Source organism: Lysobacter sp., from assembly GCA_013141175.1.
Classification (GTDB): Bacteria; Pseudomonadota; Gammaproteobacteria; order Xanthomonadales; family Xanthomonadaceae; genus Lysobacter_I.
The window spans coordinates 1426285-1440930 of record JABFRN010000001.1; the positions used below are offsets into that span (position 1 = coordinate 1426285).

10 protein-coding genes and 1 pseudogene are annotated in these 14646 nt (G+C 65.9%); 2 read left to right on the top strand and 9 right to left on the bottom strand.

What is annotated here, in order from left to right; translation table 11 throughout:
* Positions 1-89: 89 nt before the first annotated feature.
* The 8 genes and pseudogenes from HOP03_06410 to glyQ form a co-directional block, all read right to left on the bottom strand.
* Positions 90-4028: a translocation/assembly module TamB gene (locus tag HOP03_06410; GenBank protein ID NOT87797.1), complete on the bottom strand. Its 3939-nt coding sequence runs from the start codon at positions 4026-4028 to the stop codon at positions 90-92.
* A gap of 144 nt (positions 4029-4172) precedes the next feature.
* Positions 4173-5977, bottom strand: a pseudogene (locus tag HOP03_06415) (outer membrane protein assembly factor).
* Between the two features lie 183 nt (positions 5978-6160).
* The gene (locus HOP03_06420) at positions 6161-6529 is read right to left on the bottom strand and encodes a hypothetical protein (GenBank protein NOT87798.1); all 369 of its coding nucleotides are present in this window, start codon (positions 6527-6529) and stop codon (positions 6161-6163) included.
* Positions 6530-6690: 161 nt separating this feature from the next.
* Positions 6691-7134: a hypothetical protein gene (locus HOP03_06425; protein NOT87799.1), complete on the bottom strand. Its 444-nt coding sequence runs from the start codon at positions 7132-7134 to the stop codon at positions 6691-6693.
* A 329-nt stretch (positions 7135-7463) separates the two neighbouring features.
* The gene (locus HOP03_06430) at positions 7464-9701 is read right to left on the bottom strand and encodes a glycine--tRNA ligase subunit beta (protein ID NOT87800.1); all 2238 of its coding nucleotides are present in this window, start codon (positions 9699-9701) and stop codon (positions 7464-7466) included.
* A gap of 102 nt (positions 9702-9803) precedes the next feature.
* Positions 9804-10154, bottom strand: a complete 351-nt coding sequence (locus tag HOP03_06435; GenBank protein ID NOT87801.1) for a cupin domain-containing protein — start codon at positions 10152-10154, stop codon at positions 9804-9806.
* Positions 10151-10843, bottom strand: coding sequence for a glutathione S-transferase family protein (locus HOP03_06440; GenBank protein ID NOT87802.1), 693 nt, complete (start codon positions 10841-10843; stop codon positions 10151-10153). Before HOP03_06440 ends, HOP03_06435 begins: the two co-directional genes overlap by 4 nt.
* Positions 10840-11745: a glycine--tRNA ligase subunit alpha gene (glyQ, locus tag HOP03_06445; protein ID NOT87803.1), complete on the bottom strand. Its 906-nt coding sequence runs from the start codon at positions 11743-11745 to the stop codon at positions 10840-10842. Before glyQ ends, HOP03_06440 begins: the two co-directional genes overlap by 4 nt.
* A 97-nt stretch (positions 11746-11842) precedes the next feature.
* Between glyQ and HOP03_06450 the strand changes: the two genes are divergently transcribed.
* A complete protein-coding gene (locus tag HOP03_06450; GenBank protein NOT87804.1) occupies positions 11843-12598 on the top strand; it encodes a glutamine amidotransferase in 756 nt (251 codons plus the stop codon).
* A 24-nt stretch (positions 12599-12622) separates the two neighbouring features.
* Entirely contained in the window at positions 12623-13507 is an 885-nt protein-coding gene (locus tag HOP03_06455; protein ID NOT87805.1) for a hypothetical protein, read from the top strand.
* Positions 13508-14208: 701 nt separating this feature from the next.
* Here the strand turns inward: HOP03_06455 and HOP03_06460 are convergent.
* Entirely contained in the window at positions 14209-14565 is a 357-nt protein-coding gene (locus HOP03_06460) for a calcium-dependent protein kinase 21 (protein NOT87806.1), read from the bottom strand.
* Between the last annotated feature and the right edge of the window lie 81 nt (positions 14566-14646).

The following is a 14646-nucleotide window of genomic DNA, read 5'->3' on the forward strand; positions in this document are numbered from 1 at the left end:
GCGCGAAATGCTTTTGGCCGAGCGGCCATGTCTATCGACAACGGAAACGCGGCGCTGAACAGGCCATCCTCAGCAGAGGCCGTGACTGTCTAGCGTTCCTTCCGCCAATTCACCGAGCCGCGGCTCTCCACCGTGCTCGATTCGATTTCGATATCGAAGCCTTTGCGCAACAGATACTTCAACGTGATCACCTGGCCGGTGCCGAGCAGCGATACGCCGTAGCTCACGTACAGGCGCGGCGACAGGTATTTGCCGATGCCGACCACGGAACCGCCGAGCGCGCGCGATTCGCTGACGCCGGCATCGTCCAGGCCGATCTTCGCGCCGAGCTGCGAGGCCAATAGATTGCCGGCCGACAGCGCGGCGGTCGCGGCGCTGAGCTGGCGGTTCTCGTCGGCGCTGGCGCTGGACAGCGGACGGCCGAGGGTGAGATACGCCAGCGCTTCGGATTCGCTGGTCGCCGGGTCGCTCCACACTCCGGCGATCGGCGAGGAGGCGCGACCGCGCACATCGATGCCGGCGGTGACGCTGCCCACTTCGCGTTCGGCGCGGATATCGATCACCGGATCGCCGAACGCGGTGTTCGACCACAGCAGTCGGCCTCGGGTGATCTGCAGGTTCTGTCCGTAGGCGCGATAACGACCGTCGACATCGAGCGAACCGGTCGCCACGGTTTCGCGGCCCGGGCGCGCGCGCATGCGCACGCTGCCGCCGAGCGTGCCGTCGAGGCCGAAACCGTGCAGACGCACGTCGTCGCCCATCGTGAGCGCGAGATCCAGATCCAGCGGCGTGCTGCCGGTGCGTTCGGGATTCGCCGGATCCAGCACCACCACGTCTTCCGACGCCGACACGCCCGAATCCAGTCCTTCCAGATCGATCTTCGCGCTGGCGACGCGAACGCTGCCGGCGACCGCGATCGGCTGGCCTGCGGCGTAACGCACCACCACGTTCGGATCGATCACCGCGCGCAGTTCGCGGGTGTCGGAGATCAGCACGTTCTCGCCGACCAGCGCGAGCCGCAGCGGCGTGTCGTCGCTTTGCCAGCCCAGCGTGCCGTCGATCCGCAGCCTGCCCTCGCCGCTGCTGACGCTGCCGGAGATGCGCGCGGTGCCGTCGGCCTGCGCGTCCAGACGCGCTTCGCCGTCGCGCAGGCTCAAGGCGAGCGCCGGCATTTCGGCGCGGAACGCCGTGAGCTGCGCCTGCCCGCCCAGCGTCGGCTGCGCGCGCGTGCCGCCCAGCGCGATGCGTCCGTTCAAGCGGCCCTGCGGATCGACGATGTCCGGCGAGAACAGTTCGAGCCAGGTCAGTTCGGTCGTATCGATCTCGATCTCGCCGCGCAGCGGCGCGTAGTCGTCCCAGCCGGTGGCGATCGTGCCGGCGACGCGACCGTCCGGTTTCAGCGCGCTGCGGACATCGGCTTCGATCCGCTGCGGGTCGAAGCGCGCATCGATCTCCAGATTCGCGTAGCCGAGGATTTCGCGACGGCTGCGCGCATCCAATGCGAGCCCGCCATCGGCGGAGCGCACGCGCGCGGTGCCCTGCCAGCTGTCGCCGCGCGGACGCACCTGCGCATCCACATCGACCGTACCGCGCAGCAGCCACGCACGACGGTCGTCGCGCTCCGGCAGATAAGGTGCGAGCAGCGCCAGCGGCAGCGATTGTCCGCGCACGTCGGCGCGCGTCGGCCAATCGATATCGGCGCACAGCGAACCGGCGCGGTCGGCGGTCGCGAAGCAACTGGATGCGATCTGCAGGCGCATCCCGCGCGGCGACGGCGTCGCACTGAACCGCGCGGGCGACTGCAGCGCCCATGCCGGGCCGGTGGTCGGCGCGAAGCGCAGTGCATTCAGCGCGCCCGCCCACTGCGTGCCGCGTTTCGCCACGTTGCCGGCAAGCACCAGCGCGCCGAATCCGGTGTCGGCATCGCCGTCGATGCGCAGTGCTTCGACCGCGCCGCGCGCGTCCAGATGCAGACGCGCGAACGCGAGCCCGGCGTCGACATTCTCACCGTCGATGCTCAACGCACCCTCGGCGCCGCTGCGCCACGGCAAACGCCCGCGTGCGCGCAGCGATCCCGCGCGCCAATCGTCCCAGCGCAGCGACTGGCCGGAGAGATCGACATCGATGTTCGGCTGCATGCGCGCGCCGGTGAGTTTGAGCGTACCGCGCAGCACGCCTTCGCCGGTCGGCAGCAGATCGTTCAACTGCAGCGGCGAGAATTTGGCTGCAACGTCCAGCGTATCGGCGACGCGACCCTTGGCATCGATGCGACTGCCACCGAGTCCCAGCGCGATCTCGCCCTCGAAGTCGGTACTTTTCGCGCCGACGGCATCGCCTCCATTCGCGGGCAGATGCGCGAGCACGTTCGCGCGTCCGCTCAGGGCGCGTCCGCGCAGGCGACCGCCGAGTTCGTCCGCTTCCACGCGCACATCGAGTCCGCCGTCGCGGCGCGTCTCGCCGTTCGTACGCAGGCGGCCGTTCACGGCGCCGCGCCAGTCGGGCAGGAAATAACCCGGATCGAAACCCGCCAGCCGCGCATCGGCCTGCCAGCGCAGCGTCGGTTGCCACCAGAGCTGGCCGCTGCCGTCGAGACGCCCGGTCGGCATCGTTGCGCGCAGCGTGTCGACATGCGCGGTCTTGTCGTCGCCGCGCGCTTTCAGCGCGACCACCGCGCGTTCCTTGCCGCGCAGGAGGGTCGCGTCGCCCTGTGCGGTCCAGTCGCGCAAACGGCCGGCCAGCTTGAAATCGCCGTCGCCGACCACTGCGACCGCGTCCTTGGTATCGCCCTGCCAGCGCAGTTTGCGCGCCTGCACGGTGCCGTCGAAGCGCGCATCGGCGGGATGGTTGAAATCGGCGCGACCGTTCGCCGCGACCGTGCCGCCGAGCAACTCCAGCGACAGCGGCGACAGCAACAACACCTGGCCGTCGACCGAAATTTTCGATGGCAGCACGGTCGCCGCGAATTCTTCCTTCGATGCGTCGCCCTGCGCGACGCGGCCCTGCACGTTCGCATGGCCGCCGACGCCGTCGGCGCGCAGATCGAACGCGTACGACGCGGAATCGTCGTCGTTGCCGAGCAGCGCGGCGAGCGTCACCGCCGTGCTGTCCGCCTCGAAACGCCAGCGCGGCTGCGCTTCGCCTTCCAGCAGCAATCTTGCCTTCACCGGCGCGGGCGCGTTGCCGGCGAGCGCGATATCGAGTTTGCGCAGATCGCCGCGCGCGGCCAGACCCAGGCGGGCCGGTGTGCGTCCCGCCGCAGCCGGCAGCACCGCGCTCGCGGTGAGATGCATGCGATAGCGGTCGCGCGGTGCGTAGTCGCCGTGCGCGGTGAAACGGCCGCGATCGCTGTCGGCGACGATGCGTTCGAGATGCAGGCTGCCCTCTTCGGCGACCAGTCCGCCGCGCACCTTGTGCAGATGGATGATCGATGTCGGCTGCGGTTCGGTCGCGCGCAGTACGCGCAGATCGTCGATCTCGATCGCGTCGGCTTCCAGCGCCAGCGGCGGCGCGATCGCGGGCAGCGATTCCGGCCAGCGCGGCAGCTCGAACGGCTCATCGCTCTCGGGCAGCACCAGCGTCGCGCCGGACACGTTCATGGCTTCGAGTCGCAGACGGCGACCCAGCAGCGGCTGCAGCATCGGATCGAGCACGACGCGTTTCGCGGTGAAGATGGTCAGCAGCGCGGTCTTGCAGCCGGGCCACGCGACCGGCTCGCCGTCTCGGTCCGGACAGCCGCGATGCACGTAGCGCAGATCGTGCAGGGTCATCGGTCCCGAGGCCGGACCTTCGGCGCGCGACCAGGTCAGCTCGTCGCCCTCCGGCAGACGTTCGACGATCTGGTTCAACAGCACATCGCGTCCGCGCAAGGTGTTGAACAGGAAATACAGCAGCAGCGCCGCGAGCACGCTCATGACCACGATCGACAGCAGGCTGCGCGTCGCCAGCCAGCGCGCGCGTGCGCGACGACGCGTACGCAGCTCGACGATGCGCGCTTCGCGTTCTTCCGGCGTGGACGGGCGTTCGCTCATGCGCAAACACTCGCGCAACCACCACCCGTCGTTCCCGCGAACGCGGGAACCCAGCGACTTTTTCGTCCTTCAACAAAGACACTGGGTTCCCGCGTTCGCGGGAACGACCTGCTGTTTTGACCGGGCGGATTCGCCTTCATGGATTCACAGATCCGCGCCGAGATTGATGTGCAGCGTGAACGACGAATCCGGATCGTCGAGACCGCGCCCGACATCCACGCGCAGCGGCCCGACCGGCGATTTCCAGCGCAGGCCCAGACCGACACCCTTGCGCCAGCGGTCGAGCTGGCCATCGAAGGCATTGCCGCCGTCGACGAACGCGGCGAAGCCCCAGCTGTCGTTGAGGTATTGCTCGTACTCGACATTCGCGGCGACCACGTTCTTCGCACCCAGCGCATACGCTTTGCGTCCGGGGCTTGCCGCAATGCGCGGACCGATTTCGCGGTACTCGTAGCCGCGCACGCTGCGGTCGCCGCCGGCATGGAAACGCAGCGTCGGCGGAATCTCCACGAGTGCATTGGTATAGGTCGCGCCGACTTCACCGCGCACGATCAGGCGGCTGCGTGCGCCCAATCCCTTGAACCAGCTGCCGCGCACGTGCAGCTGCAGGAAGTTCGCATCGGAGCCCGCGCCCTGCAGGCCGCCGCGCAGGGTCGCGGTGGCGCCGAAGCCGTCGCGCGGCTGGATGCGGTCGTCGGCCTTCACGTATTCGGCGACGAGTGAGGGATACAGATAGGTCGACTGCCGGTACAGCGTGACCGGCCGCAGCAGGCTGTCGTAGTCGTAGGCCCAGCGCTCGCGCAGCGCATGTACGGAAGCGACCAGATTCAGTTCGCGGTTGTACTGCCCGCTGCGGCTGAATACCGCTTCGTAGCGGCGGGTATCGATGTACTCGGTCTGCTCGTCGTAGGCCTGCAGGCTGGTGGTGTACCAGCCGTCGCGCCACGCGAACGCGGGAATGCGGTGCTGCAGGGTCAGGGTCTTGCGCTTTTCGGCGTAGTCGAGCTGCGCCAGCGCCTTGTGTCCGCGCGAATTCAGATAGCGCCGCTCCAATCCCAGCGACACGCCGGCGCCGCTGTCGGTACCGTAACTCAAGCCGGCGCTGTAGATGCTGCGCTTGGCCGGGGTCAGATGCACTTTCACCGGCACGCGGCCGTCGATGGCGTTCTCCGGCTGCGGTTCGATATCGATGCGGCTGAAATAATCCAGACCGCCCAGCGATTTGCGCAGCCGGTCGAGGCGCCCCTGATGGTAGTAATCGCCATCTTTCCAGTACACGAATTCGCGCAGCAGCGCATCGCGGCGATGACCGGCTGCGGCGTCTGCTCGAACGTGATCTCGCCCATCTCGTAGCGGTCGCCGCTGTTCCAGCGCAGATCGATATCGGCCGCCTGCTCCGCGCGCGTCACCTCGACCCTGCGCGCGGCGAAATCGGCGTCGAAATAACCGCGCTCGGCGAGACGGCGGGTGATGAAGGCCTTGCTCTGTTCGTAGCGGGCGTGCTCGAAGACATCGCCGACCCTGGGCGAGAACGCGTCGAGTTCTTCCTTCAGATAGCGGTCGCCGTCGCCGCCGCCTTCGATCGCGACCCTGGCGCTGCGCACCCGCACCGGTTCGCCGGCACGCACGGTAATCGTGACGCTGACCGGCGCTTCGTCGGCGAGCGCGGCACCGCCGCCGCTTTCGCCGATCGCGATCTCCGGCGAGTAGTAGCCGAACGGCTCCAGCGCTTCGCGGGTTTCGTCCTCGGCCACGCGCAGCAGGTAGTCGAGCCGCGCATCCGACACCTGCTTTCCCCTGGCGTCCTCCAGCGACAGCGCGGCGCGCACGTTGGCGGTCATGGCGTCGTCGAGACCATCGATACGGACATCGGCGATCTTCGCCGCATGCGCGACGCCGCAGAAGGTCAACAACACTGCGGCGATGGCGGGGCGGGGGGCGGGGGGCATCGAGACAGGATACCTGCAGCCGCCGGACCCTCGGTGAATGTCGGCGGACTCGATGCGCATCGGTCGCGCCCGTCGTGCAGAACGCCATGCGTCGAAGAGCATGCATCGAAGAGAGGGCGGAAGCGCCGGCACGGGGGTACCGGTGCTTCCGGGTGCGAGGCGGCGGAGGCCGCTTCGACGTTGCTACGGCAGAAGGATGTCCTGCTGCGTACACACGGCAGTCACCCATTCGGTGGTGGCCAGCACGTTGAAACTGGCGTCGTACACCAGCAGTCGTGCGGGCATCGTCCCGGGATAGCGCAGGCAATAGAAGGTGCAGATGTTCTGGTTGGTGCAGTCGGCCGGGAAGATCGCGTCCACGCCGTTGGAGTCGAACTGGTACATGAAGGTGACCGGGCCCGAATCGCTGGCGGCATCGCCGAAACAGGCGTTGCTCTGCAGCGAACAGTCGATGTAGGCGTCGGTGGCGGCGGAGGCGATGCCGGGCGCGGCCAGCGCCAACAGCAGGGCCGATAGTTTGACGACGACGGCAGTCCGAAGAATGCGCTTCATGGGTATCTCTCCTTGAAAAGTCGAGTCTGTCTCCGCGGCCATCTCCGTGGCGTTGGCTTCCCCGCAACGGGGCGCGCGAAGCGCCGCATCAACGACGCGGCGACGTCGATCCTAACAAGCGCCGTTGCGCGCGGAATGGGTGTGCGTCACATCCGACGCGATCAGGGCGCAGCGTCCGCCGTGATCAGGGCATCCCCGCCATATTTCTTGACGCAGGCCTTGATCGGACTCTCGCCCTTCACCTCCACCGACCAGGGGCGGACCGCATCCGGCGCCGCATAGTTCGCGATCAGTGCGTAGCGGACGCAAGGCTTCATCTCGAGCGTGAACGGCAGGGTCGCCAATTCGCCGTACTTGCCGCGCTTCAGACTTGCGACCTTCAGGCGTTGCGCGCCCGGCGGCAGCTTGTACAGCGTGGCGGTGTCGATATCGATGGCGCCGTTGATCGAGACCAGCATGACGTCGTACTCGCCGAGATCGTCATCGGCGACACCCGCGACGCGGATTTCCGCCCAGGGTTGGTCTTTGCCGGCCATGGCAGATGGCGCAGTTCCCAAGCCGACAAGCGCGGTCGCCAGCAACAGCCAGAAAGAACGGTTCAACATGATGGCAACGTCGTGGTTCGGAGGCCGTCACGTTATCGGGTCGAGATGACAGAACGCGGGACACGGGATGTCATCCGCGCGACGGATTTCCGGGATGTCGTCGGCAACGCAAGCGCGAAGAGCCGCCCCTCATCCGCCCTTCGGGCACCTTCTCCCCGCACGATGCACGGGGAGAAGGAAAAAACGCAGCGCCTACTGCTCTCCTTCTCCCCGCACCGCGGGGGTGAAGAGGCGTGCTTGCGAGCCATTGGCTCGCGCGCCGATGAACGCCCGAGCGCTATGCGCGAGGGCCGGACGAAGGTGGCGCGAAGCGCCGGATGAGGGGACGATCAGACCGAAAGGTGCTCGATCGCAGCGACGCTGCCCAGACGATCCGCAAGACGCTGCAGCAGGGCGAGGCGGTTGCTGCGTACGGCTGCGTCGTCGGCGTTGACCATGACCTTTTCGAAGAAGGTGTCGACCTGCGGGCGCAGGCGCGCGAGTCGGCCGAGGACGGCGACATAGTCGCGGGTCTTCAGCACGTCGTCGGTGTCGGCGATGGCCTGCTCCACCGCCGCGTGCAGATCGCGCTCGGCGTCTTCGGCGAACAGCGCGGTGTCGACCGTGGCCGGAATCGCGATGTCGGCTTTCTTCAGGATGTTGCGGATGCGTTTGTTGGCGGCGGCGAGGGCTTCGGCTTCCGGCAGTTTGGCGAATTCGCCGATGGCTTTGAGGCGGCGGTCGAAGTCGAGGAGGGAACCCGCATGATTGGCTCCGGCAGTCGTGGCTGAAGCCCCTCCCACAAGTGCCGCACCGCTTTCTGTGGGAGCGGCTTCAGCCGCGACCGGACGCATCAGCGCCGCCACGGCTTCGAACTGCTGCGGGGTGACGCCTTGATCGGCGTAGTAGGCGCGGAGGCGGTCGAGGATGAAGTCGAATACCTCTTGGGGGCGAACATTCGGAGTGAGTTTGCCTCTCGCATGAACAACCATAGCCCCGTTTGCCGTCTCAATTTTTTTCTTGAATTCGATTTCGTCAACTGATGTGTCGAGAATTTCGTACGTCTTGAACAGAACGAGGGACAGCCCAATGTCGATGTTGTTTTCAATTATCGTTCTGGCTAACCCCAATGCATTGCGCCGCAGCGAAAACGGATCTTTATTGCCAGTGGGTTTGAGATCTGCCTTGAACCCACCCGCCAATGTATCCAACCTCTCCGCAATCGCCAGCACCTGTCCCAACTTGCTCGGCGCAATCGCATCGCCCGCGAATCGCGGCATATACGCTTCATCGATGGCTGCAGCCACTTCCGCCGACTCACCCGCAGCAGCGGCGTAGTAACGCCCCGCAATCCCCTGCAATTCCGGAAACTCGTTGACCATACGCGACTGCAAATCGGCCTTCTCCAATTCCGCAGCGCGACGCGCCAACTGCGGATCGACACCCACTTCTGCGGCAATACTTTCCGCCAGCGCCGCGACGCGCTGCACCTTGTCCCACACGCTGCCGAGCTTGGCCTGATACGTCACCGTCTTCAGCCCCTCGTTCATCGAGGCAAGCCCTTGCTTCAGATCCTCGACGAAGAAGAACTTGGCATCGGCGAAGCGCGGACGGATCACGCGTTCGTAGCCTTTGCGGACTTCGCTTTCGTCCTTCGATTCGATATTGGCGATGCCGATGAAGTGCTCGGTGAGCTTGCCTTCTGAATCCAGCACCGGAAAGAATTTCTGGTTTGCTTCCATCGTGGCGATCAGCGCTTCCTGCGGCACCGCGAGGAATTCGCGCTCGAATGCGCACAGCACCGCTTTCGGCCATTCGACCAGGCACTGCACCTGTTCGAGGTTGTCGTCGGTGATGCGCGGCGTGCCGCCGACTTTCAGCGCGGCGCTTTCCACTTCGGCGACGACGCGGGCGCGGCGTTCTTCGGGATCGACCAGCACTTTCGCGGCGCGCAGGGCATCGATGTAATCGTTCGGGGTGCCGATCCACACGGTTTTTTCGTGATGGAAACGATGGCCGCGGCTCATGCGATCCGCTTTGATGCCGAAGACGTCGGCATCGACGACCGTATCGCCCAGCAGCAGCACCAGCCAGTGCGCGGGGCGGGCGAAACCGTAGTCGTGATCGCCCCAGCGCATCGGCTTGGGAATGGGCATGGCGGCCAGCGCTTCTTTCAGGATGTCGGGAAACAACGCTGCAGTGCGCGCGCCGGGCGTGACCGCGCGATGCACGAAGCGCTCGCCCTTCTGGTCGGTGGTCTTCTGCAGCGTGGTCCAGTCGATGCCGGCCTTCGCGGCGAAGCCTTCCAGCGCGCGGGTCGGCTTGCCTTCGGCATCCAGCGCGATGTTGAGATACGGGCCCAGCACTTCGCTGCGCTGTTCGGGCTGCTCCACGGCGACGCCGGGCAGCAGCACCGCGAGCCGGCGCGGCGTGTACAGCGGTTTGGCGCCTGTGCGGTCGAAGGCGATGCCGCGTTTCTGCAGCGCGTCGATGATGCCGTCGAAGAATGCTTGCGCCAGACCCGGCAGGGCTTTGACCGGCAGTTCTTCGGTGCCGAGTTCGATCAGGAGGGGTTTCATATCGCTCATGTTGCAGCTCTTTTATGCTTTTCCTTCTCCCTGCGGGAGAAGGTGCCCGAAGGGCGGATGAGGGTACGGGGGTGCGGGTGCGGCGCCGCTTGCGCCGTACCCTCACCCCAACCCCTCTCCCGGGGGAAGTGGGGATTCCATTTCTGGGCCGTAGAACAGCACCCAGGTGACGAAGTCGTCGCTGAAATCGAGAAAACGGTGTTCGACGCCGGCCGGAACGAACAGCAGTTCGCCGCTGGCGAAATCGCGGGTCTCGCCATCGCAGAAAAACCTGCCGTGACCAGCGACGACCACATAGACCTCGTCGCGGGTGTGCGGCGTCTGCGGGTCGTGACCGCGCGGCGCGTAGATCTCCACTTCCAGACTGCCGTGCGCGAACACCTGCGCGAACCGCGGCGATTCGCCGAGACGCTGCGCGAGTTCCGGCGTCAGGCGCGCGGGCAGCGGATTCATGCGCTTGCCGCTCCGGTCGCATTGGGCTGGAAGAACGGCGCGTAATAGCGGCGGAACACGGGCAGCGCTTCGTAGCGCGCGACGCGTGCGCGCAGCGCCGGATACGCGTCGAGCGGTTCGGGCACGGCTTCGTGCGCGTAGGTGACGAAGCACGCGAGGGTGATGTCGGCCTGGGTCATTCGGCCGTTGCCGGACGCGCCACCGATCAGCCAGTCGCGATCCGCAGCGGCGGCGCAGACCTTGTCGAGTTCGCCGAGCGCACCGCGCATCTGGGTGCGGCAGCGTTCGAGATAGGGCGCATGCCATTTCTCTTCCGGGCGGAACACGCGCTCGCCGACGATCTGCAGCGCTTTTTCCACCGCGCCGGTGGCGAAAGCGAGGATGCGCAGCGCTTCGCGACGCTGCGCGCCCGGCGGCGGCATCAGCGCGCGTTCGGGGCCGACGAGATCGTCGAGGTGTTCCAGGATCATCGCCGACTCGGTCAGCGCTTCGCCGCCAGCGGGCACCAGCACCGGCACGCGGCCGAGCGGGCTGTATTCGCGGATACGGTCGAAATCCTTGCCGACCGACCAGTCGCGGTGCTCGAACGGCTGATCGAGCAGGCTCATGCTGATCGCGACGCGACGCACGAACGGCGAGTCGAACATGCCGATGAGCAGGGTCGGGGGCGGGGTCGAGGTCGCGCTCATGCGGCGGCCTTGTCCTGCTTACAGCCGGGAAACCCGAGTTTTTCGCGCTGCGCGAAATAACTTTCGGCCACGGCCTGCGCCAGCTTGCGCACGCGCAGGATGTAGCGCTGGCGTTCGGTCACCGAAATCGCGCGGCGCGCATCGAGCAGGTTGAACGAATGCGAGGCCTTGCAGACCTGGTCGTAGGCCGGCAGCGGCAGGCCGAGTTCGACCAGCTTCAGCGCTTCGGCTTCGCAGGCGTCGAAGCGATGGAACAGTTCTTCAACGTTCGCGTGCTCGAAGTTGTAGGCGCTCTGTTCGCGCTCGTTCTGCAGGAACACGTCGCCGTAGGTCACCGGGCCCTGCGGGCCGACGGTCCAGATCAGGTCGTAGACGTTGTCGCAGTTCTGCAGGTACATGCACAGGCGTTCGAGACCGTAGGTGATCTCGCCCAGCACCGGTTTGCACTCGATGCCGCCGGCCTGCTGGAAATAGGTGAACTGGGTGACTTCCATGCCGTTCAACCACACTTCCCAGCCGAGACCCCAGGCGCCGAGGGTCGGCGATTCCCAGTTGTCCTCGACCAGACGCAGATCGTGCACCAGCGGATCGACGCCCAGCGCCTTGAGCGAATCGAAGTACAGCTCGACGATGTTGTCGGGATTGGGCTTCATCACCACCTGGTACTGGTAGTAATGCTGCAGGCGGTTGGGGTTCTCGCCGTAGCGGCCGTCGGTGGGGCGGCGGCTGGGCTGCACGTAGGCCGCGTTCCACGGCTCCGGGCCGAGGGCGCGCAGGAACGTGGCCGGATGGAAGGTGCCGGCGCCGACTTCGAGGTCGAGGGGCTGGATCAGCACGCAGCCCTGGGCCGCCCAATAGGCGTTCAGACGCTGGATGAGCTCTTGGAAGGTCGGTCCCTGCATGGAAAGGCGCTGGCGGTATGGGGACTGGGTAGTATAAGCGGCACTCCCCACCGACCTGCGGCGCACCGCAGCGTTGCCCAGCCCAGAATCCGCTGCCATGACCCGCCACCCCAACCGTCGTTTCCTGATCATCGAAACCGGGCAGCCGATCGATACGCTGCGCCGCCACGGCCGTTTCCCGCACTGGATCCGGGTGGCCGCAGGGCTGTCGGCGGACCAGGCCGATACGGTGAACGTCCAGGCGGGCGAGACGCTGCCGGCCGGGGGCCACACCTCGAAGGGCGAAGCGCTGACCGGGGTGATCGTGACCGGCTCCAGTTCGATGGTCACCGACCGCCATCCCTGGAGCGAGCGCACCGCCGACTGGCTGCGCGACCGGCTGGACGCGGGCATGCCGATACTGGGCATCTGCTATGGCCACCAGCTGCTGGCGCACACGCTGGGCGGCGAGGTCGACTACAACCCGCAGGGACGCGAAATGGGCACGGTCGCGGTGGATCTGCATCCGCACGCCGGCGAGGACCCGCTGTTCGGCCCGCTGCCGATGCGTTTCCCGGTCCAGGTCAGCCACCTGCAGAGCGTGCTGCGACCGCCGACCGGCGCCACGGTGCTGGCCCGGTCCGACCAGGACGCCTGCCAGGCGTTCCGCTGGCGCGATCACGCCTGGGGTCTGCAGTTCCACCCCGAATTCAGCGTCGATCACATGCGCGGCTACGTGCACGCGCGCCGCGAGGCGCTGCAGCGCGAAGGCCAGTGCCACCGGCGCATGGCGAAGGACGTGAAGCCGACGCCGCAGGCGCGCGGCGTGCTGCGACGCTTCGTGCGCCACGCCGCTACACTGCGCGGCCACTGATCCACACCCACCACGAGGACGACGATGGAAATTCGCAAGGTACCGGCTGCCGCCGGTGCGGAATGGCTGCTCGGCGCGTTCCGGCTGCTGCGCAAATCGCCGATGGGTTTCGGGCTGCTGGCGCTGGTCTATGCGGGCCTGTCGTTCGTGCTCATTCTGAGCATGCAGTCCGCGCCCGCCGTGGGCGGCGCGCTGCAGCTGATCTTTTTCATCATCGGCCCGCTGCTGATCGCCGGGATGATTTTCGCGGCGCATGAGGTCGACGAAGGCCGCGAAGCCTCCCCGGCGCATCTGCTCGCGGCGATCCGCACCGGCCGGGCCGGGCGCGTGATCAGCACGCTATTGCCGCAGGTCGCCGTGTTGCTGGTCTGCCTGGCGCTGCTGTACGTGATCGTCGGCGAGGCGAACGTCGAAAAGTTGCTGGAACTCTCGGTGAAGCTTCAGACCGAGGCGCAGACCAAGGGCGCGATCGACCCCAACCTCATGACCGCCATGATCGAGGAGCTGCCGCTGGGGCGTCTGTTCCTGTGGATCGTCGCGGTGTTCGCGATCGGCATCGGCGCCATTTTCTTCACGCTCACCATCGTCCCGGACATGATGTTCACCGAGGTACGTCTTGTGGAAGCGATGAAGCGGAGCTATCGCGCCTGCACGCAGAATGTGCTGGCGTTGCTGCTGTTCCTGATCATGGGCTTCGTGGTGATGATCGCGTTCAGCGTCGGCCTCGGCATTTTCGGCGCGCTTGCCGGGATGGTCGGCGGCGACAAGGCGATGCTGTTCGTGAATTCGCTTGGCAACGGGGTGTTCGTCGCGTTTCTTGCGGGTGCGATGTATTTCGCGTGGAAGCAGATGTTGGGGGATGGTCCGACGGCGACGCTGGTCGAGGAGACTTCTGGCGTCGCGATGTGAGGGGTTTGCTTCGGATATCGGTAGTCATGGTGTGCAGGTAAAGCCTGGCACCTTTTTCGCGCTGGGGCGCGAGTTACTTTCTTTGGCGCAAAGAAAGTAACCAAAGAAAGCACTTCAAATCCAATTCAAACCTGCGGTCTGAGGCGAAGCCGGGATTTTTCGATGAGACATCCCTGTCTCATCGAAAAACGGCGCACGTCCTGTGCGCCGCCCTCCGGGTCTGCAACCTAATCAGACGACACCGTAGTCTGGACGTTGGTGGGACGATGTGGATTGCTGGAGTTTCGGCAACGAGCGGATGGCTTCATCACATGGCGAAACTGTATTCCATGAGAGATTAGGCTAGCGACAGAGCTATTGCTTGAATGCCAATAGAGGGCAACGTCCCAATGATCTTGCAGACGCGGCACGCTATCCCTCGATCGGAGACCCGGAGGGCGATGCACAGGATGTGCATCGTTTTTCGATGAGACAGGGATGTCTCATCGAAAAATCCCGGCTTCGCCCCAGATCGCAGGTTTGAATTGGATTTGAAGTGCTTTCTTTGGTTACTTTCTTTGCGCCAAAGAAAGTAACTCGCGCCCCAGCGCGAAAAAGGTGCCAGGCTTTACCTGTACACCATGGCTCGCCGACATACAAAGTCGTTTCGCCAGAACGAACCCTGCGCAGAGACACCACCCGCACGAACCAAGAAACCCCGCTTATTTCCCCTGCGGCGGCGCCGCAAGTTCCTTCGCGTCAAGCACATCGTCGCGATTGCGATCCTGACGTTTGAACATCTCCGCAACCCGCGTGCGATGCGCCTCCCGGGTCAGCGGCTTGCCGCGACCGCCGGGCTGTTCCTCCGGCGCCAGCAGACCATCGCGGTTGCGGTCCATATTGTCGAAGGCATAACTCAGCCAATCCTGATACTCGATCAACGACACCTTGCCGTTGGCATCCGTATCCATGCGCTGCAGATAGTCGCCGGTCCCCTGGACCTGCGCATGCGACACGTCGACAACGCCGCAGAGGGCGGCAAGCGACAGGGTGGACACGATCGACGACAGGGGCGACATCCGCGCAGACTGCCCGGATCGCCGCCTCGATGCAATCCGGCGGCGTGTTGGCATCGCATGCCGTGTCTGTGGAATCATGGC

Coding starts and splice junctions, on each gene's coding strand:
- HOP03_06410 (NOT87797.1), bottom strand. CDS start 4,028: ATGAGCGAACGCCCGTCCACGCCGGAAGAACGCGAAGCGCGCATCGTC.
- HOP03_06420 (NOT87798.1), bottom strand. CDS start 6,529: ATGAAGCGCATTCTTCGGACTGCCGTCGTCGTCAAACTATCGGCCCTG.
- HOP03_06425 (NOT87799.1), bottom strand. CDS start 7,134: ATGTTGAACCGTTCTTTCTGGCTGTTGCTGGCGACCGCGCTTGTCGGC.
- HOP03_06430 (NOT87800.1), bottom strand. CDS start 9,701: ATGAGCGATATGAAACCCCTCCTGATCGAACTCGGCACCGAAGAACTG.
- HOP03_06435 (NOT87801.1), bottom strand. CDS start 10,154: ATGAATCCGCTGCCCGCGCGCCTGACGCCGGAACTCGCGCAGCGTCTC.
- HOP03_06440 (NOT87802.1), bottom strand. CDS start 10,843: ATGAGCGCGACCTCGACCCCGCCCCCGACCCTGCTCATCGGCATGTTC.
- glyQ (NOT87803.1), bottom strand. CDS start 11,745: ATGCAGGGACCGACCTTCCAAGAGCTCATCCAGCGTCTGAACGCCTAT.
- HOP03_06450 (NOT87804.1), top strand. CDS start 11,843: ATGACCCGCCACCCCAACCGTCGTTTCCTGATCATCGAAACCGGGCAG.
- HOP03_06455 (NOT87805.1), top strand. CDS start 12,623: ATGGAAATTCGCAAGGTACCGGCTGCCGCCGGTGCGGAATGGCTGCTC.
- HOP03_06460 (NOT87806.1), bottom strand. CDS start 14,565: ATGTCGCCCCTGTCGTCGATCGTGTCCACCCTGTCGCTTGCCGCCCTC.